Consider the following 23,599-nt stretch of genomic DNA (forward strand, 5'->3'; position numbering starts at 1 on the left):
CCCGACGGCCCCTCAGGGGGTCGTACGGGGGAGGGCACGGGGGCCGGCGCAGCGGGCGCCCGCCTCCTCGACCCGCCGGCGCAGCTCGCGGTCGGCCGTGATCACCAGACACGGTCGGCCGTGCGCGTTCCGGGCGAGCTCGGCGATCAGGTCGTCGCCGCTGCCGGCGGCCTCCGCCACCCGGACGCCCGGCACGGAGGCCACGCCCCGGGCGCGCCCCTCGACCACCAGCACGATCTCGTACGGCCCCGGCCACGGCCCGTCGACCGGGCCCCCGTCCGCCGCGAGCCGGTCCCGCAGCCGCTCGGCGGCCCCGCGCCGGTCGCGCCACCATCCGTCCGGCACGGATCCCACCACGTTGGCCCCGTCCACGAGGAGCAGCGGACGGGGCGGGTTCTCTTCGGTGTCCATGCCGCCAGGATGACAGCGGGCGCCGGGGCACCGGCTCCGCCGGTCCGGCCGATTCCGGTCTCACCGACCGTCATGGGCCGGTGCCGCGGCGGCCGCGTCCGGGGACGCGGCCCGACCTTTCCCCCGCCCCTCACGCTCCGTGACGAAGGAGGCGGTCGGCGGCCGTGGACGAGCCCCTCCGGGGGATTCCGTTCGTACGAGGGCACCCGACGTTTCCGCAGAGGAGGGAGGTCAATGGGCCTCTCCGCCCTCTTTCGTACGGTTCCGCTCCCGGCAACTCCCCTGCCGGGGCGTCGACTTTCGGCCAATCGATCTCGGCCGGTCGTAGCGACCCCGATACCAGACTCCGCAGGTCTACGGGCAGGTTTGCCAACTGAGCACCACACATGAACGGTTGACGACTACCCTGTGTGGTCGGTGATCATCGGTAGGCTCATCGCACCTGCCGTCCTCATCGGCACCTCCGTACTCAACCCCCCGGCCCACCCGCACCACCCGTACCCCCGAGACCCCCTCAGTACGCCGAATTCCGGGCACGTACCAAGGACACCCATGTCACAACTTCGCGCACCCGCCCCGCGGTCCGACCGCCGCGAGGGCGGGCGGCACGGCCGATCGGGCGCCCGCACCACGACCAACGGCACCACTCCGGCCCGGCCCGCGACGGCCGCCTCCGCCGAAGTGCGCATACGCCCCCAGTTGTTGCGCACCTCGGTCCTCCCCGCCGTCGCCGTCGCTCTCGGCGGCGCCGCCGCCGTCCTCTTCACCCTGCGCTCCACCGGCACCAGCCCGACGCCCGCCCTCTGGGCCGCGCTCACCGGCGCCGCCGCGCTCACCGTCGCCTCCGTGACGGCCGCCGCGCTCGGCGCCGACCGCGCCGCCCGGGCCGTCCTCGCCCGCGTCGCCGGCCTCCGCCGGGACGCCGCCCAGGACCAGAACGAACTGCGGGCGCTCGTCGAACAGTTGCGCCGAGGCGAGGACCCGGCCCCCCGGCCGGCGCTCCCCGACGGCCTCCAGGGCGACGAGTTCGACCGGCTCGGCGCCGAGCTGACCCGCTCCCACGAGGCCGCCGTCGCCGCCGTCGTCCAGGCGTCCCGGCTCTCCAGCAGCGTCGGCAACGAGCAGAAGGTCGAGGTCTTCGTGAACCTCGCCCGCCGCCTCCAGTCCCTCGTCCACCGCGAGATCCAGCTCCTGGACGAGCTGGAGAACGAGGTCGAGGACCCCGACCTGCTCAAGGGCCTCTTCCAGGTCGACCACCTGGCCACCCGCATCCGCCGCCACGCCGAGAACCTCGCCGTCCTCGGCGGCGCGATCTCCCGCCGGCAGTGGTCCAACCCGGTCACCATGACCGAGGTGCTCCGCTCCTCCATCGCCGAGGTCGAGCAGTACCCCCGGGTCAAGCTCGTCCCCCCGATCGACGGCACCCTGCGCGGCCACGCCGTCGCCGACGTCATCCACCTCCTCGCCGAACTCGTCGAGAACGCCACGGTGTTCTCCGCGCCGCACACCACCGTGCTGCTGCGCGCCCAGTACGTCACCGCCGGCCTCGCCATCGAGGTCGAGGACCGCGGCCTCGGCATGCCCGTCGGCGAGCAGAACAAGATGAACGCCCTGCTCGCCGACCCCGACCAGGTCAACGTCGCCCACCTGCTCCAGGACGGCCGCATCGGCCTCTTCGTGGTCTCCGCGCTGGCCCGGCGCCACGGCATCGCCGTCCGCCTCCAGTCGAACATCTACGGCGGGATCCAGGCCGTCCTCGTCCTCCCGCAGGGCCTCCTCGGCGCCGACCCGGAGGGCCTCGCCCAGCACGAGCGGCAGACCGCCGCGGTCACCGGCGGCGGCACCCCGCCGCCGCTCCAGCAGCCGCAGCCGCAGCCGCAGCACGACCGGCCGCAGCAGCACCACCAGGCGCAGCAGCCCCACCCCGTCCAGCCGCCGCAGCCCCGGCCCGAGACCCCCTCGGCGCCGTTCCCGCAGGCCCCGGCGCCTGCCCCCGCCCCCGTACCCGCGGAGGCCCCGGCCCCCGCCGCGTACCCCTACCAGGCCCCCGCTCCGGCGGCGCCGGTCGCACCCCCCGCGCCCGCCGCCCCCGAGCGTCCCGGCCCCCCGGCCGGCTTCGGCACCGCCGTGCCCGCGCCGCCCGCGCCCCGCGCGGAGGCACCCGGCCGCCCCGACCTGCCCAAGCGGCGCGCCCAGGAGCACCTCGTCCCGCAGCTGCGCGACGAGCCGCAGGCCCGGCCCTCCGAGGACCACGCCCTGCACGACCCCGGCCTGATGGCCGCCTTCCAGCGTGGGATCGGCCTGGCCGAATCCCAGCCCACCCCCCAGGAGTCGCTGCGTCACGGCGACGCGCACAAGGAGTAGATACACGATGACGGGCAATGTGCCGAGCGGCCATTCCTCGGATCTCGACTGGCTGCTGAGCGGTCTGGTCCAGCGGGTCCCGTACACCCGCAGCGCGGTGCTGCTCTCCTCGGACGGCCTCGTGAAGTCCGTCCACGGGCTCGACCCCGACGCGGCCGACCACATGGCGGCCCTCGCCTCCGGGCTCTACTCGCTCGGCCGCAGCGCCGGCGTCCGGTTCGGTGACGGCGGCGAGGTCCGCCAGGTCGTCGTGGAGCTCGACTCCACCCTGCTCTTCGTCTCCACCGCCGGCTCCGGCACCTGCCTGGCCGTCCTCGCCGGCCGGGAGGCCGACGCCGCCGTCCTCGGCTACGAGATGGCGATGCTGGTCAAGAGCGTCCGCCCGTACCTGGTGACGCCCGCCCGGCAGGCGGCCGCAGCGGCGGGTGGCGCCGGTCAGTGAACGCGTCTCCTCCGCAGGAAGGGCCCTGGCTCGACGACGCGGCCGGCCGGCTGATCCGTCCGTACACCGTCAGCGGCGGACGGACCCGGCCCACCGCCTCGCTCGACCTGCTCTCCCTGGTGATGGCGACCGGATCCGGCCTCCAGCCCCACATGGGCCCCGAGCACGGCCTGGCCCTCCGGCTGTGCGACGGGCCCACCTCGGTGGCCGAGATCGCGGCGCACTTAAGACTCCCTGCCGTCGTCACCAAGGTCCTCCTCTCCGACCTCGTGGACTGCGGGGCCCTCACCGCGCGGGCCCCGCGCTTCCACGCCAACCCATCCGACCGTTCCTTGCTGGAGGCAGTGCTCGATGGCCTACGACAGCGGCTCTGAACGCCCCGACGGTTTCGCCGCCGATCCCTTTCCCACCGCGCTGAAGATCCTGGTGGCGGGCGGATTCGGGGTGGGCAAGACCACCTTCGTCGGCGCGGTCAGCGAGATCGAACCGCTCAGCACGGAGGAGCTGCTGACCTCCGTCAGCGCCGCCACCGACAGCCTGGAGGGCGTGGAGAGCAAGACCACGACCACCGTGGCCATGGACTTCGGCCGGATCACCCTCGACGACCGGAACGTGCTCTACCTCTTCGGCACCCCCGGCCAGGAGCGGTTCTGGTTCATGTGGGACGAGCTGTCCGAGGGGGCGCTCGGGGCGGTCGTCCTCGCCGACACCCGCCGCCTCCAGGAGTGCTTCTCCGCGATCGACTTCTTCGAGCGGCGGGGCATCGCCTTCGTGGTGGCCGTCAACGAGTTCGACGGGGCCTTCCGCTACGAGCCGGCGGAGATCCGGCAGGCGCTCGACCTCCACCCCGAGGTGCCGATCGTGCTCTGCGACGCCCGGATCTCCAGCTCCGCCATCACCACCCTCCTGACCCTCGTCCAGCACCTCCTCAATTCGACCCCGGCCAGCGAGCCGAGCTTCGGAGTCACGCCATGACCTACGACCCGACGGGTCACCTCCTCCTGACCCCCATCGACAAGGACGCGCCGGACCGGGTGCGCCGGCTGCGTGAACTCGGCCTCGGCGACCGCCCCGACCCGGCCTTCGACGAGTTCGCCCACCGGCTCGCCGAGGTGACCGGCGCCCCGTTCTCGATGGTCAACTTCATCGACGAGAACCGGCAGTTCTTCGCCGGCCTCCACACGCCGGGCGGCTCCCACTCGGGCAGCGACCTCGGCGCCGCCGGCGCGGGCGGCGTCGGCCGCTTCATGGCGCGCGACCACGGCTACTGCCCGCACGTCGTGGTCCGCCGGAAGGCGCTCGTCCTGGAGGACGTCTGCGACTACCCGCGCTTCGCCGGCAACCCGGTGGTGGACGAGATCGGCATCCGCTCCTACATGGGCGCGCCGCTGATCGACCGCACCGGCGTCGCCCTCGGCACCATCTGCGTGGTCGACACCGACGTCCGGCCGTGGGGCCGGTCCGGTCTGGAGACCATCAAGGCGATGGCGGCGGAGCTCGTCGAGCAGATCCACCGCCGCGAGGACGGCGTCTTCTGACCCGTTCCGCCCGAGTTCCGGGCAGGGCCGAGGGCCCGTACGGCACGCGCCGTACGGGCCCTCGGTCGTCGTGTCACGCGGAGGCCGGTTCCGGCTCCGGGGTGCGGACCAGGTCGGAGAGCCGCTCCGACCAACTGCCCTTGCCCTGCCCGAGGGCGACCTCGCCCAGCCGCAGCAGCTGGATGTCGGAGGTGCCCGCCGGCGCGAAGATGTGGTGGGCGTCCCGGAGATAGCGCTCGATGGACCGGTCGGTGAAGAGACCGGCGGCGGCGTGGATCTCCATGGCGTTGCGGCCCGAGTCGATCGCCGACTCGACGTTGACCAGCTTGGCGTTCATCAGCTCGGTGTCGCAGGAGAGGCCCTGGTCGAGCAGGTGCACCGCGTGGTACGCGGCGAGCCGGGCGGTCATCAGCCGGGACTGCATCTGACCCAGCTTGAGCTTCACCGTGGGCAGCTCGGAGAGCGGCTTGCCGTAGCGTATCCGCTCGGTCGCGAAGCGGGTGGTCTCCTCCAGGATCGCCTGGTGGATGCCGAGCGAGACGGCGGTGAGGTTGGCCCGCCCGTAGAGCACGCTGGAGGAGTACGCGACGGCCAGACCGTCGCCCTCGTCGCCCAGCCGGTTGGCGGCCGGCACCCGGCAGTCCTCGAAGATCAGCTCGCCGAAGCTGAAGCCGTGCAGCCCCATGGCCTGCTGCTGCGGCCCGAGCCGGAAGCCCGGCCGGTCGGCCTCGACGAGGAAGGCGGTGAGCCCCTTGGAGCCGGGACCGGTCCGCACCACGACGCCGTGCAGGTCGCCGACGTGGCTGTTGCCGACGTAGACCTTGCTGCCGTTCAGGACGTAGTCGTCGCCGTCCCGGACCGCGCTCGCCTCCATGCCCAGCACGTGCCCGCCGGACTCCGGCTCGGTCACGGCGATCGTCGGCAGGCACTCGCCCGAGGCGACCTTCGGCAGCCAGGTCTTGCGCTGGGCGTCGGAGCCGAAGTGGACGATCTTGGCGGTGCCGAGCTGCGACGCCTGGACCATGGCGCCCATCGCGCCGCTGACCCGGGAGAGCTCCTCGATGATGATCGTCTTCGCCAGGTGCCCGGCGCCCATGCCGCCGTACTCCGGACTGATCGTCGCCCCCAGCCAGCCCTGCCGCGCGATGAGCCGGGACAGCTCGTGGTGCACCGTCCTGGACGCCTCCATCTCGGCGATGCGCGGTCGCACCTCGCGTTCGGCGAAGCCGCGCACCGTCTCCCTCAGCCGATGATGGAGCCGGCTGCTGAAGTAGCTGTCCATAACGAGTCCCTCCCTGCGAATCGCCTGCCCGGCATGGTCCGGGCAGGTGGAGCATCGGCAGTGGTCCCGTCCCGAACAGGCCGACACTTCATGGTGTTGATCTTTCCGGGATGGATCAATATCGCCCCCGTCTTTGTCCGAAACAGGTGCTATTGACGATCACTTCGGGCTGTGTTTGGTCCGATCTGGAGCCATCGAGTCCGCTGGGACGCCTGCGTCAAGAGACGTCTTTCTGCCACATGCCACGGGCAAAGATCACGTTCCGGCCACCGCCCGGCGTGACGCCCGCAAAGCGGTTCGTGACCACGCCGCGAAGTGCGGTATTGTTCTCTTGCACGCCGGGCCGGGGGAAACCCCAGGTCAGACGGGCACCGGGACGTGGCGCAGCTTGGTAGCGCACTTGACTGGGGGTCAAGGGGTCGCAGGTTCAAATCCTGTCGTCCCGACTGTGCGGAAACGCAGGTCGGAGGCCGTTCTCTCATCCATGGGAGAACGGCCTTTCGCGCGTCCTGGGGGCTGGTGGTCGCAGTGTGGTCGCACGCCCGGGCCGGGGCTGGTTCGCCATGGTGCTGGTGGCGGGCGGTGCGGGGGAGCGGAGCCGGCCGAGGGCTTCGCGGAGGCGGTGGAGGTGGTCGCGCGGTGGTCGCAGCCACGCGGGTCGGTCCGTACGGACCGCCGTCTGCTGGGCGCCGCTGAGTACGTGGTCGATGGTGTCGACGGCCTGCTGCGCGGCTTGTTGGGTGAGGTGGCTGTAGATGTTCGCGGTGGTCGACAGGGTGGAGTGCCGCAAGGTCTTGGACACCACGGTGAGCGGCACGCCGGCGGTGATGGTGATGGTGGCGGCGAGGTGGCGCAGGTCATGGACCGTGACCCGGGGGACGCTGGCTTCCTCGGACAGCCGGTGGAGCCGGTCGAGTACGAGGTGTGGCCTGAGCGGGCGGCCGTCGGGTCGGCAGAAGACCAGCCCTGCGAAGGGATCGTTGGGGTCGCCGCGGGTTCGTGCTGCTGAGCGTGCCCGGTGGCGGAGGGCGGTGGTGACGCGGGGTGAGATGGCTACCCAGCCTTTGCTCGACCGGGTCTTCGGTGTGGTCAGGACGAGGCGGTTGTTGTCGACGGCGGAGAGCGTGCAGCGGATGTAGAGCACGCCCTCGTTGAGGTGGACGTCGTCCCAGTGCAGACCAAGGGCCTCGCCCTTGCGCATGCCGGTGCCGATGAGTACCTCGAACAGGTCGGCCATCGCCGGGTCGGCACGATGGCAGGGGGTGAGGAAGCGCGCCGCCTCCTCCGCCGTCCAGATCCGCCGCTCCGGTGACGGAGGCCGACGCAGGACCGGGGGAGAGGCCGGGTTGTGCGGGAGGCGGTGTTGGCGGACGGCGTCGCCGAGCGCGCTGGAAAGCGTGGCGAGGCACCGGTAGAGGGTGGTCCGGCCGCGGCCGGCCGAGAGCTGGCCGGTGACGAAGGCCGAGATGTGCCGGTGCGCGCGCTGGTCGAGCTTGAGGGTGCCGAACGCGGGGACAAGATCGTTGCGCACGTAGTCGCGGTACCGGGCCATCGTCGTCGGTTTCAGCACCAGCGCCTTCGCCGCCAGCCACGCGTCCAGGTAGGCGGCGACGGTCTGGTTCGGGTCCGCATCGAACCCGCCGGCTTCGCCCTCGAGGAACCGGCGCAGCGCTTCTTCGGCCGAGTCCCGGGTGGCGAAGCCGCCCCGGCGCACCGTTGTCCGACGGCGATCCGGGGCGGGGACGTCGACGGCGAAGGCCCAGGTGCCGTGGGTGCTGTCGGCGAGCAGATGGGGGCAGCGGGCACCGATCTGGTGACGCTGGGTGTCCCGGCAACCACAGCGACGGTAGATGCGGCCACGGCCGGCGCTAGTACGCATGGCGATCGCCTCCACGAGGCGGGGAAGAGCCCGACATCTCAGCGTGCGCCCCCACGCGACCACCACGCCCGTCAGAGAGGCCGTGACCAGCAGGTTTCCCTTGTCTGCGCGCCAAGGGACCCGCAGACGAACCGCAAGTTCTTGTCCGAGTCAGTATGAGTGACCTGGCCAGAGCGAGGTGCGTCAGAGGAGATACTCGCGAAGCCCATCTTTCAGGGAGTCGAAGGTCGGGCCGGTTGGGTCGCAGTGGCGGTTGTACCAGGCGACGTCCGGGGGCGGCTTCCGTGTGACGCGGCCAGCGGAGCGCCGCAGCCAGACCTTCCCCCGTGCCGCGAGGATGGCCCAGTCTCGGTACGCCTCACGTGTCGGGTAAATACGCACCTACCCGTCGATCACGAGCGGGCGCTTCCAGATCATGAACCGGTTCCTGTTGAGATTGAGCCGCAGTCAGCCGGCGGAAAGTCGTTGACCGTGCGCACTGCCCTAGTCTCGTCTCGGCGTGGTCTGCTGCTCGGCCGACCACCTCGGCGCCGGTAGTCCAGCCGCGGCACCCATGCCTGCTCGAGCTCGGCACGGTCCTTCTCTAGTCCTCCTGCACGGAACATACGGCCTCGCCCGTTGCTTCTCCGGCGCCGGCGTGTTCTAGCTCTTCGAGTGGCCATACCACGGCCGGGAACACCAGCGTCAGGTGCCTCCGCCGCGATCGCCGCGCCCGGTGCTCGCTGCTGCTGCGGCCAGGGCTACGGCTGTCCCAGCCGCTCCGTACAGCCATGTCCACCCCGGCCCCAACGTGGTGCCTCCCAGCGCGGACGCCGCGACCCAGGCGACGGTTCCTCCGAGGGCTCCTGCCCCCAGTCTGAGCATGGCGAGCGACCATCGCCGGTCAGGCACGACGACGCGCAGCACCACCAGTGAGGCCACCAGAGCCAGGGCGCCCAGGACGGCCACGACGGCGGGTTTCACTGAACCGGGCAGCGGAACGGTGTACTGGAGGGACTGGACGGCTGCCAGGCTCATCAGGATGGCGCCGATGACGCCCGTCAGCCCGAGATTGACCGTCTCCTGCCGTCGCTGCAAGCTGCGCTGAACCAACTGGTCAGCAAGAGCCCCGACTTGAGTGCACCGGCGCAGCGCCGCCTCCAGATATGTGGCATCGTCGTCGAGGCGCTGGATGAACCACTCGGACAGCGCCCGATCGTCTGCGAACAGTCCCCCGAGATTCGGATCGCCGCTGAGGGCCATGAGGTTGGCCGCGGCGATCTCCACGGTGCGGGACATTTCCCGGCTGCGGGTCGAGCGGTCGACCAGGCCGCGTTCGCGGGCCTGGAGATCGACCAGAGCGCGGGACGCGTCGAGCAACTCCGAGTGACGGCCGGCGCCGCGCTGCGAGGCGTCCGTTCTCTCCAGCACGTCGGCGACGACCCTGTCCGTAGTGGCGCGCAATCGGCCGATGCCCTCGGCCGAGGCCCACACCCGCAGTTGGTAACGGAGTTTGGCCGCGTGCAGAAGGTATTTCCCCAACGGCGGCAGCGCGCGGGTACGCGTGGACCACGTCCAGGCGGTCAACTCGGGGTCGCGATCGTGCGCGGCGACGACGAGCAGGCGACGCTCCTCGCGAGCATCCTGCGAGGCCGAGGTCTCCCAGACGGCGAACCCCTGGGGAACCACGACGCCCGCGTACGGCCAGCCCGTCGACGCGTCGTCAGCGGTCGGCGCATGGGCGCGCACGTAGGCGGTCAGCGCCCCCTCCGGCGCCACCGAGGGCGCAGCCGAGAGGCCGTTCGGAGCGGCAGGGGCCAGCTCGGCCAATCGGGCCAGGTACAGCCGGGATGATCCGAGTACGCCTGCCTCGTGGCGCTGTGCGGTCCGAGCCGCCCGTACGACCCCGGACCACCGCGCGTCCAGTTCCGCCCAGCCCAGACCGTCGGCGGCGTCGGGCGCCAACATGACCGACAGGCAAAGGACATCGTGCTCCCGCCGGAGCGCGGCCTGCCACACCCCCGGTCCCGGTCGCTTCCTGGCCGCGAGCAGCCTCTGTGTGCCCCGGACATCCACGCTCCCCACGGCACCCGGCAGACACGCGTCCCAGCCGTCCCCCGGTTCCAGCCCCGTACCCGTGCCCTCCACCGGTACGGTCATCCCGAGCATCTCGCCGCACATGTTCCACAGATTCCTGACGAAGGCGAGCGCGTCGTGCTGGTCGTCCCCTGTGGTGACGACGAAGAGATGCACTCCCAGTGCCTCAGCTTGGAGCATCCGGACCTGCGGCGTCGACGGCCGATGCGGCGCGGGAGGCCGGATTGTCGCTGTCCAGGGCATGGACCAACTCGTCGAGTCGCTCACGGTACTCCTCGGGCAGCGGCAGCATGGAGCTGTCCTCCAACCCGGAAATGCGCTGAGGGCCCGCCAGCTCGACATCCTCCAGAGCCTGCTGGAAGGCGGTGAGGTCTCGCGCTGCGAGCGCGTCCCGCATGGCCTTCAGACCCTGTCCGACCACGTTCCAGTTCTTGGCGCGGAGCTGCCAGACTTCGACATCCGCCAAGATCTCGGCAGCCATCCGCCGCAGCTCCTCCTCCATGTACGCAGAACATAGTGGCGCACCGGAGGCGATGTGAGTCCTTTCTGCATATTGCTCAAGAGCCCATGTCGATAGGGTGTATGACCAAGCATCATGTTCTGCGTGTCCGAGACGTTGCTGCGAGGCACCTGTGGCCAGTGTTTCCTATCAACAGTCCCCCGAGCAGCAGGAGAAGGAGCGTCGCGAACGAGCCCGGCTGCGCACACTCCAGCAGCAGGTCCGCGAGCGAGCGAGCCGCCGACTGCGCGGCGATGTTCGTGCCGGGCGCGACACCCGTGCGGACATGGACCGCCTGACCGTGGCGGTCGCACGCGCGAAGCCCGGCACTCGACGTCGAGCGGCCGCCGTGACGGCACTGTCCGCAGAACTTCTCCTCCGCTTCCGCCAGAGCCCGGAGAGGGACGTCGCCGACCTCGTGACGGCGATCCGGCTGCTGAGCGAGGCGGGGGGCGGGCGGAAGGCCGGGGACGAGGCCAACCGTCAACACGCCGTGGACGAAGACCGCGTGGGGCGGGTCGTGGGATCGGGCAGCTCGACGGATGCCGCGAGGGTGGCTCTGCTCGTCGAGTGCCTTGAGGAGTGGGAGGCCATCGAGCGGGTCGCACCCCCGGGCGGGTGGGTGCCGGAGATGGGGCAGGTGCCGGACCTCGACGTGCTGCGGCGGCGACTGGCCGGGATGGCGGGGGCTCCGGCTCGGCAGCGGGTTCGCATGCTGCACGCCTGCGGCAGCGCCCGCGCGGCCTCGGCCGGGCCCGGCGCCGGGTACGAGGACATGGTCGCCGCCGTCGCCCTGCTGCCCCGGACGACCGGATGGGGCGTGCCCCCCGGGGACTCGGGATGGGCGACCGGACAGGTCGCGCTCAAGGCCGTGGTCACGGCGGACGCGGCGGCCTGCGCGATCGCCGCCGGGCGCCCGGTCGAGGCGATCGAGCTGCTGGAGACCGGTCGAGGGGTGGTGTGGGACCAGTTGCTGCATGCCACGATCCGAGCCGAGTTACGGGCCGTGGACCGCCGGCTCGCCCGGCGCATGGACCGGGTCTGCCGCGACCTCGAACGGTCTGGCCGGCTCGGCGAGGCACCCGACCGCTATGCGGAGCGGGACGTGGCCGCAGAGAAGACCACCCGCCCCGACACACCTTCCGCGGCGGTCGCGCGACGGTGGGGGCTGGTCTTCCGGCTCACGGAGAAGGGCGCCGCGCGGCGCGAACGGCGCTGGGCGCGGGCGGCCGGACGCGCGCAGGGACTCTTGCCCGACGCCACCTTCCAGACGGTGAGCTACCTCTCCGACATCAGGCCTGCCGCTGCCGAAGGCCCCGTGGTGGCGGTGATCCTCAGCCGGTTCGGCTGTCACGCCCTGCTCGTGACGGCGGAGGAAGACGCCCCGCGGGTCGTCCCGCTGCCTGCCCTGACCCTGCGGGCAGCACAGCGCAACGCCCGCAGCTATCTGACCGCGTTGAACGAACTGACCGGGGCAGAGCGGGAGGCACGCGTCCGGGCGACACTGCACTGGCTGTGGGAGACCGTCGCCGCACCCGTCTTCGCGGCGCTGGCCCTGCCCGGACGCACCGGGGAGAGCGGGGACGGCGAGCTCCCGCGCCTGTGGTGGTGTCCCTCCGGGCCGCTCGCGGTGCTCCCGCTCCACGCCGCCGTACCGAGGCCGGTCGCGGGCAGTGCACGTGCCGGGGTCGGGGAGCGGGTCGTGTCCTCGTACACCCCGACCCTGCGTAGCCTCATCTCGGCCCGAAAGGCCCGGGAGCTGCGCCGGAACAGCGGCATCGGCAACCAGGGCGGGAAGCGGGGCGATCGGGATCGGCTGCTCCTGGTGTCGGCAGGCGGCCGCGTCGGCCATCAGGCCCTTCCGGCGACGGCCCGCTTCCGTGACTATCTCATGGGCCTCCTTCCGGAGGACGTGCTGACCACGCTGCACGGGACACAGGCCAGCGCCGGAAACGTGAAACGCGCGCTGGGGCGGCACAGCCGGGTCCACTTCGACTGCCACGGCCGGCAGGACCCTGTGTCGCCGGAGCGTACCGGCCTCGTGCTGCACGACCAGGATCTGACCATCGCCGACCTCGCCGAAGTCCGAGCCAGCCGACCGGAGTTCGCCTTCCTCGCCGCGTGTTCCACCGCGGCACCGGACCGTATGGACCTCGACGAGATGATCTCCGTGACCTCCGTCCTGCACTACCGCGGTTATCAGTCCGTCATCGGCACGATGTCGCCCGTCCTTGACACGACTACCGAGCGCGTGGCCAGGGCGGTCTACGGCCGGCTCACCGAGTCCCGCCTCGAAGTGTGGCCTATGACGCCGCCGGGCTCTGTCGCGACCGTGCTGCACGATGCCGTGAGCCGGGAACGCCAGCGACGCCCCCGGCACCCGAGCGCGTGGGTGCCGTTCATCCATGTGGGCGTCTAGCGTGGCCCCCGTGCCCGAGCGGGTCCTCCCCGTACTCGTCGCCGTCGCCGGCGGCGGTCTGACCCGTGCCGACCTGCTGGACTTGACCCTTCTCCCGACGGATGAGCTGGACGCGGCGATCGCCGCCGCCTCCAGTACCGGCCTCGACCGGGCCGCGAGCCGCTGGACCGGCAGGACCGTCCACGTAATCGCCGACGCCGGGCAGCGGCAGCGGGTCACGGACGCGGCGGGGGAGCTCATCACGGCGGACTGCGCCGCGGCCCTGCACGCGTGGGCGGAGTCGTACAGGGTGGGCGGCTGGCCCGACGGCACCCCGGAGTACCTGCTGGACGGCTACTTCCGCCTTCTGGAGTCGACGGGCGACGTACACCGTATGACGGCCTGCGGTACCGACCGAGCACGGCACGCGCGGCTGCGCGCGCTGACCGGCGGCGATGTCGCCGCCATGCACGAGGTCGCGGTCTGCCAGGCCGCCCTCGCCGCGCAGGACGCCCCCGACCTGGCCGCTGCCGCCGTTCTGGCACTGCTGCGCGAGGAACTGACCGGCCGTGGCGACTGGCTGCCCACCAGCCTGCCCGCGACGCTCGCTGCTGCGGGCGATCCGGTACGGGCCGACCAGCTCGCCCGCTCCTTCGACGCCCCGGCCCGCAGGACTGCCGCATTCACCGGCCTGACCCTTGCGCTCCTCAGCGAAGGCCGCCTCGCTCAGGCGCGCCACACGATCGATGAACTCGTTTCCGCTGTAAGCCGTCTTCAGCCGACCGGCAGCGAACTTCCTAGCATCGCAGGTAAGTTGGAGCCATGCAATGGCGGCGTGGTGGAGGATGCGGTCGCACAGCTCTCCGCCGCGGGCCAGTGGACTTCGGCCGAGCGCATCGCCCGGGCGAGCCCCTCACGGACAGCCAGGGTGGTCGCGCTGCGCGCGCTGGTGGACGCCCAAATCGCTGCAGGCCATCTAGACCAGGCCGAACACCTCGCCCTGACCCTTACCTCCGACGATGGCGGCACCGACGGCTACCGAGGCGACGACACCGGGGGCGCCGACCGTACGGCGCTGATACCGGTGATTGCCGCGCTCGCTGCCGCCGGCCAGGGTGCTCGGGCAGAGTCGCTGGCCCGCGCCTTCCCTGGCCCCGACTCAGTTCGGGAGCACGGCGGCGTCCTTGCCCTGCCCCAGCTCGCCATGGCACTGGTGGCTACTGGGCAGGACGAGCAGTTCCACCGGCTCGTTCGCGCCGTGCCCGGCGAGCAGACCCGTAACAGGCTGCTGGCGACCGCCACGATGGCCGCGGCCCACGACGTCGACCAGGCGGAGGAAGCGGCACGCTCCGTTGCTGACGATTTCGACAGGGCCGAGGCCCTGAAAGGTGTCGTAGTCCGGCTCTTGCTGGCAGGGGACACTGAACGGGCCCTCTCCGTCGCGCGGGAGATTCCCGTCGGGCCCCTTGTCCGTGCGCTGCGGGAGAAGACGGGCCTGTCGGAGACGGAGCTCTTGCTGGATGCGCTCGGCCGCCGTCTACGGCCGGGCGTCGTGTGGGCGCTCGTGGAACAAGGCCAACCAGACCTCGCCGAATCCTTCGTGAGTCACATCTCGAACGACGGCGACCGCGTGACCGCCTCCTGCGAACTGGCTATGGCCCTCGCCACGACCGGCAACACGACCCGAGCCGAAGCCCTGTACGCAGAGCACCGCCGCCGTCACAGGTTCGACGGCCGGGCGGTGCTCAAGGCGGTGGCCCTCACTCACCTGGAGATGGGCGCCCTCGAGGAGGCCTTACGGACGGCGCACACTGCCGGCACGCCGAACCTGGCAAGGCAGATTCTGCGCGACATCGCGGTGTGGCTGGTCGAGAACGGAATGACCGCAGAAGCGGAACGGCTCGCGGCAGGCCCGGACGACGGCCTCGAGGGCACCGTGGCCGGTGCCGAGGGTGGGTCCCTCGGCGCGCTCGACACCCGGCCTGGGTCCCTGCCACATCACCACGAGATGCTGGCCACGATTGCTGCCGCGGCCGCCGCTGAAGGGAATGCGGCCACCGCCCGTCGGCTCGCGTGGCGTGCGGCGGAGTTGCCGCGGACGTCACCAAAGCTCCCCCCGTTGCGACTGCTCCTGCTCGCCGAGGCACTGGTGGAAGGGGATGAGCACGCTTTTGCGTGCCAACTCGCCGAGCGTGCGGTCGCCTTGGTCGGAACCTCTCATGATGTGCTGCTCAGCCACGCCGCGGTCGTCCTGGCCCGCGCCCGGGCCTTCTCCCGGGCCGAAGCGCTGGCCCGCTCCTTCTCCTTCTGGTCGCACCGAGAACCTGCCCTGGAAGCCGTGGCATCGGCGTATGCGGACGCGGGCGATGTGGCCCGGGCACAGTCCGTCGTGGACGCCATGGGCAGCGGGCATGAGCACAAAGTTCGGGCGATGGTCGCGGTGGCGACAGCATTGACGCGCACCGGCGACTGCGAGCGGGCCCGGGTCGTCGTCGAGGAGGCCAAGGGGATCGCTCAGGAGCTGTCCTACGAGCAGGGTCCGGCGCTCCGGGCCGTCATCGGTGCCCTGCTCGGCCTCGGCGACGTCTCCGAGGCCGAGCAGGCGGTCGGCGCGATCCACGACTACCGCGAACGTGAAGCGGCCCGGAAGACGGTGTCCGAGGCGGGCACGGAGCCGGTCGCCGGGGACGCCCCTCGGCGCGCGTGGCAGTCCGAGGGGCCGGGTGAGGTACCCGCGGTCGTCGCGGAGGTGGCTCGCTGGTTGAAGGAGGCCGGCGACGAGGTGGGAGCCGCCCAACTACTCGCCGACGCTGCCGAGCACGCACGCAACGCGGACACTTCTCGCGACGCGAGGGGCGCAGGGGCCAGCCCTCCCGCCTGGGTGTGCCGACTGCTTGCCCGCGCGCTCTGCGGCATCGGCAGGCTGTGGGACTTCGTCCTCCCGAGCCTTGCCGCCCTCGACCGGACCGTCCCCGTCGCGGTCGCCGAGGCGCTGGGTCTCGACCGCCCTGCTCCGCGCGCCGTCGACCGGCGTCACAGGCTTTCCTATGCGGGCCTCACGGCGGACCAGCTCATCGATCGCGTCCTGCTGTGCCGTCGTGCAGGCCGCACCGAGGATCCGGACCTGCTCGTCGTCCTCGACGAACTGCGCCGGGACTACGGCCATCACACCTGCCCCTTCGCCACATCCCTCGAGCGCCTCGCCTACGGAACGCATGGCCCTGCTCTGTTCGAGGAGGGAATGGAGCCCTACGAGGCGGAGATCGTCAGCAGGATTCTGGATGAGCTGTCGGGCGACCGCGGGCAGCAGCCGCCGTGAACCTTCGCAGGCCCCGACTGGCGCACGCCGCCGAGGCGAGCCACATCGACTCAGCAGCCCGCATTCCGCGCCATCACATTTCTGCCCCACAAACGACTATCAGGCAGGCACACCAGTGGCAAGATTTTGCCCTGGCAAACGGACTCTCCAGGAGCAGATCTGTCCGGAGGGGGAGGGTCCGGCTTCACACAGGCTGGGCTGTCAGCAGTGCCTGCGCCAGTCTGCGGTTGTGCTCCGGGCGAGGGGCTCGGGCAACCTCGATGGGTAGGGGCCGTTTCAGAGAGATCTGAGACGGCCCCTCGGTCGTTCCCAGGGGCCGGTCGGGGACCGACCCGGCCCCTGCCGCCCCGTGGGCGGGCGGCGGGGCGGGAGGAGTCGTCAGGGCTTCGGGACGGTGTTGACGTGCGGGGTGCCGGTGGCGCGGAAGTCGGCTACCGCCTTCGCGATCTCCGCCGGGGAGACGGCCTCGTCGGCCTTGTGGTAGACCCAGTCGACCTTCATGTCCCAGGTGCGCGGGGTGCCGGTGAAGGGGAGGTCGATGAACCAGTTGCTGAAGTGGATGTCCATCCGGTCGCGCGGGACGTACCTGCCGGAGCTGGTGAACACCTTCTCACCGTCCAGGGAGTAGACGACCTTTCCGTCCATGGCGGTGATCGTCAGGGTGTGCCAGCCCTCCAGGCGCCGCTCGAGGGTGTGGTGGACCCGGTCCGGCGGGTCGGCCTTGTACCAGCTGACGGTGTCGAGCTGCGGACCGACCGAACCCCAGCCGCCGTTCGGCAGGTACTCGAAGTCGAGTTCGCTGTAGTTCTCGGAGGAGTCCGAGGGGGAGATCGGGAAGAAGGTCTGGACGACGTGGTCGCCGTCGCGTCCGCCCGCGGGCTCGTCGCTGAAGTGGACCCGGGCGGCGAAGGTGCCCGTGAAGAAGTTCCGGCTCGTGGTGTGGACCTCGACCTGCGTGGTGCCCTGCCGCGTGCCGTCGGTGGTGGAGCGCAGGCGCAGGACCTTGCCGCCCTCGGCCGCCGGGTCGGAGAGGAAGGCGGCGCCGTCGGCGTTCCAGGTGTCCTTGATCCCCGGGCCGCCCCCGCCGGTGCGGACCGCCCAGCCGTTCGCGGCGAAGGCGGGGTCGTCGGCGCCGGTGTAGTCGAAATCGTCGAACAGGGTGTCCGGCGGGCCGGTGGGCGTCGGCGAGGCGTCTCGCGAGGGCGCGGCGGCGTCGGTGCTCCCGCCGGCCTCGGGGTCGCCGGAACACGCGGCGAGCGCGCACAGGAGGGCGGGCAGGACGAGCGCCGTCCGCACGCGGCGACGGGAGGTGCGGCGGGGCTGGCTCACGCGGGCTCCTTGGGGCGGGGGACGCCGAGGCGTCGGGGCGATGGCGGGGCACGCCCCTTGCGCGGGCGTCGCACTCTGTTCGCGGGAAGTGAGGCGTCATCCTAGCGAAGGGATTCGGCCACCCTTCCGCGTGTGTCCGTCCCGGGCGCCCCAGGGCCGGGACGCGCCCGCCGGCATACCGATCCGGTTACGACCTTCGATCGGGTCCATGCCAAAAGCGGATATCTCACCCCAATCGATCGAGCCTGTTCGATACAGTCCGCTCTACGCTTCAGCCGTTGACGTTCCTGCACAAAAAGGCCACATGAGTTGCGCCAGACCTCCCCATCCTTCGGGCGTACGCCGGCACCCCCGGCCTGGCCCGGCGTGACTGAATCCAGTCCCCAGGAGCCGTTGCCGGCACCGGTGTTCGTCGACCAGTCGGGACTCCGCAGCCGTCTGTTCCGGCGCTTCGGCTGGCCGGTCTCCGTGGTCGGCGCGATCCTGGCGGCCGCCATGGGGGGCAGCCTGCTCGGGATGCAGTCGGACGCCCCGGCGATGGAGATCCCACCGAAGCCCGCGTACCTGCCCACCAGCGGACCCCTGCCTCCCTTCTGGCCCTAGACGGCGCGGACACCCCGCCCGAAGCGTTCGGCCGGCCCGCCGAACACCCTGCCCTTCCCTGGCACACCGCGACCGAAGCGTCGCCCGGAGCAGCGCTGCGGGCCGGTCGGGCGTGTCTGCTCGTCCGCACCAGCCCTCTCCAGGAGCGCCCTTGTCCCGCCACCAGCGCCGTCGGCAGTCCCTGCTGAGACCGCGCCGACTGGCCGCGCCGCCGCTGCGCTTCTTCATGCCGCTGTCCCTGCTGGCCTGCCTGCTCGCGCTGCTCGTCCTCCGCGGCCTCGCCACCAACGAGGCGTTCCACGACACCCGGATCGCGACCTCGGTCGACAAGACGACCGTGCCGGAGACCCTGCTCAAGGGCGGCCCGATCATCGACGCGCGCGGCGACAAGAACGGGCACCCGGTGAGCTATCGGGTCCCCGACCGCACCGTGGTGCTGAGTTTCGACGACGGCCCCTCGCCGGAGTGGACCCCGAAGATCCTGGACGTGCTCGCCGCCCGCGACGTCCACGCCGTCTTCTTCGTGACCGGCGCGATGACCACGCGCCACCCGGAGCTCATCCGGCAGATCGTCGCGGCCGGCCACGAGATCGGCGTGCACACCTTCACCCACCCCGACCTCGTGTACCAGTCCGAGACCCGGATCAGCTGGGAGCTGGCGCAGACGCAGCTGGCGCTGGCCGGCGTCGCGGGCATCCACAGCGCGCTGTTCCGCCCGCCGTACTCGTCGGACGCCTCGGCGCTCGACGACTGGAACTACCCGGTGATCAAGTACGTGGGCTCCCGCGGCTACCTCACCGCCTTCATCGACCGCGACACCGACGACTGGAAGCGGCCCGGCGTCGACGCGATCGTCGAGGCGGCCATGCCGCGCAAGCCGGGCGAGGGCGCGCTGGTCCTGCTGCACGACGCCGGCGGCGACCGCACCGAGACGCTCGCCGCGCTGGAGCGGATCATCGACAAGCTGCAGGGCGAGGGCTACCGCTTCGCCACCGTCTCCGAGGCGCTCGGCGCCACCGACGCCAACGTGCCGGTGCACGGCTACCGCCTGTGGGCCGGCAAGGTGTTCATCTGGGCCAGCCAGGCCGCCGTCCTCACCCTGCCGGTCCTGGTCGCGCTCCTCGCCGTCGTCGGCTTCCTCAACTTCGGCCGGTTCGCGCTGATGCTCGTCCTCGCCCCGCTGCACGCCCGGCGCGCCCGGCGGCGGGACGCGTGGGGGCAGCCCGTCACCGAGCCCGTCACCGTCCTCGTCCCGGCGTACAACGAACGCGAGTGCATCGCCCACACCCTCAACTCGCTGGCCTCCAGTGACCATCCGATCGAGGTCATCGTCATCGACGACGGCTCCACGGACGGCACGGCGGACATCGTCGAGGCGATGGCCCTGCCGTTCGTCCGGCTGATCCGCCAGGCCAACGGCGGCAAGTCCAGCGCGCTCAACACCGGCATCGCGGCCGCGTCGCACGACATCGTCGTGATGATGGACGGCGACACCGTCTTCGAGCCGTCCACCGTGCGCGAGCTGGTCCAGCCGTTCGGCGACGCGACGATCGGCGCGGTCGCCGGCAACGCCAAGGTCGGCAACCGCGACAGCCTGATCGGCGCCTGGCAGCACATCGAGTACGTCCTCGGCCACAACCTGGACCGCCGGATGTACGACATGCTCAACGTCATCCCGACCATCCCCGGCGCGGTCGGCGCCTTCCGCAAGGAGGCCCTGCGGCGGGTCGGCGGGATGAGCGACGACACCCTCGCCGAGGACACCGACATCACCATGGCGGTGCTCTGCGACGGCTGGCGGATCGTCTACGCCGAGCGCGCCCGCGCCTGGACCGAGGCTCCCGCCAGCATCCAGCAGCTCTGGTCCCAGCGGTACCGCTGGAGCTACGGCAGCATGCAGGCGATGTGGAAGCACCGCCGCGCCGTGACCTCCCGGGGCCCGGCCGGCCGCTTCGGCCGCCTCGGGCTGCCGCTCGTCGTGATGTTCGGCGTGGTCGCCCCGCTGCTCGCGCCGCTGGTCGACATGTTCCTGCTGTACGGCGTGCTGTTCGCCGACGCGCCGATCACCCTCGCCAGCTGGGGCGGCTTCATCCTGCTCCAGGCCCTGCTGTCGTGGTACGCCTTCCGGCTCGACGGCGAGAAGCCCCTGCACCTGATCAGCCTGCCGATCCAGCAGGTGGTCTACCGGCAGCTGATGTACATCGTCCTGCTGCAGTCCACGATCACGGCGCTGACCGGTGGCCGGCTGCGCTGGCAGAAGCTCCGGCGCACCGGCGAGGTCGCCGCACCCGTGGAGGCCTGACCATGACCGCGTCCTTCGACTCCGTGGGCACCCACCACGACACCCTCCGGCTGCGCGTCCCCGTCGTTCCGCCCGCGGAACCGGCGCGGGAGGCCGAGCCGGCCCCGACGGCACCGGCCGGCGCCAAGGCCGGCCGGGACCGCTACCTCGACATGCTGCGCGCCCTGGCGCTGGTGCGCGTGGTGATCTACCACAACTTCGGCTGGTTCTGGCTGCCGCTCGTCTTCCCGTCGATGGGCGTGATGTTCGCGCTCGCCGGGTCGCTGATGACCCGCTCCCTCAGCCGGCCCGCCCTCGGCGTCATCCGGGGCCGTCTGCGCCGCCTGCTGCCGCCGCTGTGGCTGTTCGGCGCGATCGTGGTCACCGCCCAGATCGCCGACGGCGACGGGCCCGACGCCGACGGGCACCCCGCCTGGTGGTGGGGCAAGCTGCTGTTCTGGATCCTGCCGCTGAGCACCCCGCCGTACGCCGAGGCCCTGAACGGCTTCGACCACCTGGTGGGGCAGGGCTGGGCCGTGCAGATCATCGTGCCGCTCTGGTACATCCGCGCGTACCTCTGGTTCGTCCTGCTGTCACCGCTGATGCTGTGGGCGCTGCGGCGGATGCCGGTGGTGACGCTGTGCGCGCCGCTCGGCCTGGTGATCGTCATGCACACGTTCTTCATCGACCAGGAGTTCCTCTACGGCCGGGTCTGGGAGAACACCAGCGACTTCGCCACCTTCGGTGCCTGCTGGATCCTCGGCATGGCCCACCAGGAGGGCCTGCTCAGGAAGCTCCCGCAGTACGTCGTGCCGTCCGTCGCGCCGCTGGTCATGGTGGCCGGCTGGTGGTACCTCCAGACCCGGCCGGTCGATCCGACCGTGCACACCGACATCGAGAGCTGGCCGGTCGCCCAGGCCCTGTGGTCCCTCGGCTTCGTCGCCCTGCTGCTCCACATCAGCCCTTCCTGGGAGCGGTGGCCCCGGCCGCTGGAGCGCTGGAACGGTCTGATCAGCCTGCTCAACGCCCGCGCCGTCAGCGTCTACCTCTGGCACCAGACGGCGCTGGTGGCCGCCATCCCGCTGATCGACCCCCTCTGGTCCGTCGGCTTCTTCTACGAGCACTTCCGGTGGCTGCTGGCCAGCCAGTGGTTCCCGCTGATGGTGGCGGTCCCGCTGACCGGACTGCTGGTCCTGGCCTTCGGCTGGGTCGAGGACGTGGCCGCGAAGCGCCCTCCGCGGCTCTTCCCCTACCCGCGCCGCGTACGGGGCCGCCGCCGGGCCGGCGTCTGACGCGGCCCGGCGGCCGGAGGCCCCTGGGCGGTCACGCCCCGGGGGCTCCGGTGGTCCGGAGCGTGCCGTCCTCCAGGCGGAGCCAGCGGTTCACGCCGATGCCGGCGAGGAACCGTTCGTCGTGGCTGACCACGAGGAAGGCGCCCCGATAGGACTCGAGCGCGCTCTCCAGCTGACCCACGCTCACGAGGTCGAGGTTGTTGGTCGGCTCGTCGAGCAGCAGCAGCTGCGGAGCGGGTTCGGCGCACAGCACGCACGCGAGGGTGGCCCGCAGGCGTTCGCCGCCGGAGAGGACGCCGACGGGCAGGTGCGCCCGCGCGCCCCGGAAGAGGAAGCGCGCCAGCAGGTTCATCCGCTCCGCGTCGGGTCGTTCGGGCGCGAAGGCGGCGAAGTTCTCCGCCACCGTGCGGTCCGGGTCCAGCAGGTCGAGGCGCTGCGACAGATAGGCGACGCGGCCGTCGCCGCGCTTGATCCGCCCGCCGTCCGGGGCGAGTTCGCCCGTGACGAGGCGCATCAGGGTGGTCTTGCCCGAGCCGTTGGGGCCGGTCAGCGCGATCCGCTCGGGGCCGCGCACGGACAGGTCGATCCCGTCCCCGGCGAAGACGTCCCGGCCGTCGTGCCGGACCCGCATCCCCTCGCCGAGGAAGAGGTCGCGTCCGGCGGGGACCTGGGTGTCGGGCAGGTCGAGGACGAGCCGCTGCTCGTCCCGGAGGGCGCGTCCGGCCTCGTCGAGCCGGGCCTGGGCCTCGCCGACGCGGGAGGCGTGGGTCTGCCCGGCCCGGCCGGCGGACTCCTGGGCGCCCCGCTTCATGTTCCCGGCGAAGATGCGCGGCAGGCCGGCGTTCTTGAGGTTGCGGGCGGCGTTGCTCGCCCGCCGGTCGGCGCGCTCGCGGGCCTGCTGGAGCTCCCGCTTCTCGCGCTTGAGGTCCTGTTCCGCGTTGCGCACGTTCTTCTCGGCGACCTCCTGCTCGGCCCGCACCGCCTCCTCGTACGCGGTGAAGTTCCCGCCGTGGAAGCGCAGTCGGGAGGGGCCGAGCTCGGCGATCCCGTCCATCCGGTCGAGCAGCGCCCGGTCGTGGGCGACGACCAGGAGAAGGCCGTCGAAGTCGGACAGCGCGTCGTAGAGGGTGTGCCGGGCGTCGCCGTCGAGGTTGTTGGTCGGTTCGTCGAGCAGCAGCACCTCGGGCCGCCTGAGCAGTTGGGCGGCGAGGCCCAGGGAGACGACCTGGCCGCCGCTGAGGGTGCCGAGGGTGCGGTCGAGGGCGAGCCCGCCGAGACCGAGCCGGTCGAGCTGGGCGCGGGTGCGCTCCTCGATGTCCCAGTCGTCGCCGATGGTGGCGAAGTGCTCCTCGCTCACGTCACCGGACTCGACGGCGTCCAGCGCGCGGATCACGGCGGCGACGCCGAGCACGTCGGCGACGGTGAGGTCGCCGGTCAGGGGGAGGGTCTGCGGCAGATAGCCGAGGGTGCCGCCGACGGAGACCGAGCCGCCGGTGGGCCGCAGCTCGCCGGCGATCAGCTTGAGCAGGGTGCTCTTCCCGGCGCCGTTGGGCGCGACCAGACCCGTACGGCCGCCGGTCAGGCTGAAGGACAGCTCGTGGAAGACGGGGGCGTCGTCGGGCCAGGAGAAGGACAGGTCCGAGCAGACGACGGTGGCGTGGGACGGAGAAGACATGGAGAAGACCTCGGAGGGAGGGGAGCGGACAGGGCTCCGCCCCGGGCAGACGAAGGGCAAAGGGGTACGACGGGACGGGCCACTCCGGTGTGCGCTCCTCGGCGCGTCCGGTGGCCGTCAGCTCCGGGTCTCACCCGGAGATGTCGTCGTCACCCGCCATGTCTGCCGCTCCTCGTCAGGGGTCAAGGTCCTTGCCAGCGTAACAGCCGGT

General features: G+C 71.8%; 17 protein-coding genes and 1 tRNA gene. 11 read left to right on the forward strand and 7 right to left on the reverse strand.

Annotated elements, in window-relative coordinates; translation table 11 throughout:
• Positions 1 to 12: 12 nt before the first annotated feature.
• Positions 13 to 411 (reverse strand): NTP pyrophosphohydrolase, encoded by a 399-nt coding sequence (locus tag ABFY03_RS31020; RefSeq protein WP_319008186.1) that lies wholly within the window; start codon positions 409 to 411, stop codon positions 13 to 15.
• Positions 412 to 963: 552 nt separating this feature from the next.
• Here ABFY03_RS31020 and ABFY03_RS31025 point away from each other — a divergent pair.
• Genes ABFY03_RS31025 through ABFY03_RS31045 form a run of 5 tightly spaced genes read left to right on the forward strand, consistent with a single transcriptional unit; the run spans position 964 to position 4,755 of the window.
• Positions 964 to 2,775, forward strand: a complete 1,812-nt coding sequence (locus ABFY03_RS31025; RefSeq protein WP_319008187.1) for a sensor histidine kinase — start codon at positions 964 to 966, stop codon at positions 2,773 to 2,775.
• A 7-nt stretch (positions 2,776 to 2,782) separates the two neighbouring features.
• Positions 2,783 to 3,217 (forward strand): roadblock/LC7 domain-containing protein, encoded by a 435-nt coding sequence (locus tag ABFY03_RS31030; RefSeq protein WP_030497240.1) that lies wholly within the window; start codon positions 2,783 to 2,785, stop codon positions 3,215 to 3,217.
• Positions 3,214 to 3,591, forward strand: a complete 378-nt coding sequence (locus ABFY03_RS31035; RefSeq protein WP_319008188.1) for a DUF742 domain-containing protein — start codon at positions 3,214 to 3,216, stop codon at positions 3,589 to 3,591. The genes ABFY03_RS31030 and ABFY03_RS31035 overlap by 4 nt, the downstream gene beginning before the upstream one ends.
• Positions 3,569 to 4,192, forward strand: coding sequence for a GTP-binding protein (locus ABFY03_RS31040; RefSeq protein WP_319008189.1), 624 nt, complete (start codon positions 3,569 to 3,571; stop codon positions 4,190 to 4,192). Before ABFY03_RS31035 ends, ABFY03_RS31040 begins: the two co-directional genes overlap by 23 nt.
• The gene (locus ABFY03_RS31045) at positions 4,189 to 4,755 is read left to right on the forward strand and encodes a GAF domain-containing protein (protein ID WP_319008190.1); all 567 of its coding nucleotides are present in this window, start codon (positions 4,189 to 4,191) and stop codon (positions 4,753 to 4,755) included. Before ABFY03_RS31040 ends, ABFY03_RS31045 begins: the two co-directional genes overlap by 4 nt.
• A gap of 73 nt (positions 4,756 to 4,828) precedes the next feature.
• On the opposite strand, the gene ABFY03_RS31050 is transcribed toward ABFY03_RS31045, so the two are convergent.
• A complete protein-coding gene (locus ABFY03_RS31050; protein WP_319008191.1) occupies positions 4,829 to 6,037 on the reverse strand; it encodes an acyl-CoA dehydrogenase family protein in 1,209 nt (402 codons plus the stop codon).
• Positions 6,038 to 6,409: 372 nt separating this feature from the next.
• Between ABFY03_RS31050 and ABFY03_RS31055 the strand changes: the two genes are divergently transcribed.
• Positions 6,410 to 6,483: transfer RNA gene (locus ABFY03_RS31055), tRNA-Pro, on the forward strand.
• A gap of 32 nt (positions 6,484 to 6,515) precedes the next feature.
• Here ABFY03_RS31055 and ABFY03_RS31060 read toward each other — a convergent pair.
• From ABFY03_RS31060 to ABFY03_RS31070, 3 genes are all read right to left on the reverse strand, one after another.
• Positions 6,516 to 7,916 (reverse strand): tyrosine-type recombinase/integrase, encoded by a 1,401-nt coding sequence (locus ABFY03_RS31060; RefSeq protein WP_346171364.1) that lies wholly within the window; start codon positions 7,914 to 7,916, stop codon positions 6,516 to 6,518.
• Between the two features lie 684 nt (positions 7,917 to 8,600).
• Positions 8,601 to 10,148 (reverse strand): CATRA conflict system CASPASE/TPR repeat-associated protein, encoded by a 1,548-nt coding sequence (locus ABFY03_RS31065; protein WP_346171365.1) that lies wholly within the window; start codon positions 10,146 to 10,148, stop codon positions 8,601 to 8,603.
• 10 nt (positions 10,149 to 10,158) lie between these two features.
• Positions 10,159 to 10,494 carry a CATRA system-associated protein gene (locus ABFY03_RS31070; RefSeq protein WP_346171366.1) on the reverse strand — a complete coding sequence of 112 codons (336 nt, stop codon included), beginning with the start codon at positions 10,492 to 10,494 and terminating at the stop codon, positions 10,159 to 10,161.
• 130 nt (positions 10,495 to 10,624) lie between these two features.
• Between ABFY03_RS31070 and ABFY03_RS31075 the strand changes: the two genes are divergently transcribed.
• Both ABFY03_RS31075 and ABFY03_RS31080 read left to right on the forward strand, forming a co-directional pair.
• A complete protein-coding gene (locus ABFY03_RS31075; RefSeq protein ID WP_346171367.1) occupies positions 10,625 to 12,910 on the forward strand; it encodes a CHAT domain-containing protein in 2,286 nt (761 codons plus the stop codon).
• Positions 12,911 to 12,920: 10 nt separating this feature from the next.
• Positions 12,921 to 16,208, forward strand: a complete 3,288-nt coding sequence (locus ABFY03_RS31080; RefSeq protein ID WP_346171368.1) for a hypothetical protein — start codon at positions 12,921 to 12,923, stop codon at positions 16,206 to 16,208.
• 378 nt (positions 16,209 to 16,586) lie between these two features.
• On the opposite strand, the gene ABFY03_RS31085 is transcribed toward ABFY03_RS31080, so the two are convergent.
• A complete protein-coding gene (locus tag ABFY03_RS31085) occupies positions 16,587 to 17,537 on the reverse strand; it encodes a glycoside hydrolase family 16 protein (protein WP_346171369.1) in 951 nt (316 codons plus the stop codon).
• Between the two features lie 366 nt (positions 17,538 to 17,903).
• On the opposite strand from ABFY03_RS31085, the gene ABFY03_RS31090 reads away from it, so the two are divergent.
• From ABFY03_RS31090 to ABFY03_RS31100, 3 genes are all read left to right on the forward strand, one after another.
• Entirely contained in the window at positions 17,904 to 18,140 is a 237-nt protein-coding gene (locus tag ABFY03_RS31090) for a hypothetical protein (protein WP_346171370.1), read from the forward strand.
• 151 nt (positions 18,141 to 18,291) lie between these two features.
• Positions 18,292 to 20,442, forward strand: a complete 2,151-nt coding sequence (locus ABFY03_RS31095; protein ID WP_386723550.1) for a bifunctional polysaccharide deacetylase/glycosyltransferase family 2 protein — start codon at positions 18,292 to 18,294, stop codon at positions 20,440 to 20,442.
• A 2-nt stretch (positions 20,443 to 20,444) separates the two neighbouring features.
• Positions 20,445 to 21,713, forward strand: a complete 1,269-nt coding sequence (locus ABFY03_RS31100) for an acyltransferase family protein (RefSeq protein WP_319008212.1) — start codon at positions 20,445 to 20,447, stop codon at positions 21,711 to 21,713.
• 31 nt (positions 21,714 to 21,744) lie between these two features.
• On the opposite strand, the gene ABFY03_RS31105 is transcribed toward ABFY03_RS31100, so the two are convergent.
• On the reverse strand, positions 21,745 to 23,388 hold the full coding sequence (locus ABFY03_RS31105; protein WP_346171371.1) for an ABC-F family ATP-binding cassette domain-containing protein: 1,644 nt from the start codon (positions 23,386 to 23,388) through the stop codon (positions 21,745 to 21,747).
• Positions 23,389 to 23,599: the final 211 nt, after the last annotated feature.

This window comes from Streptomyces roseofulvus, from assembly GCF_039534915.1.
Taxonomy (GTDB): Bacteria; Actinomycetota; Actinomycetes; order Streptomycetales; family Streptomycetaceae; genus Streptomyces; species Streptomyces roseofulvus.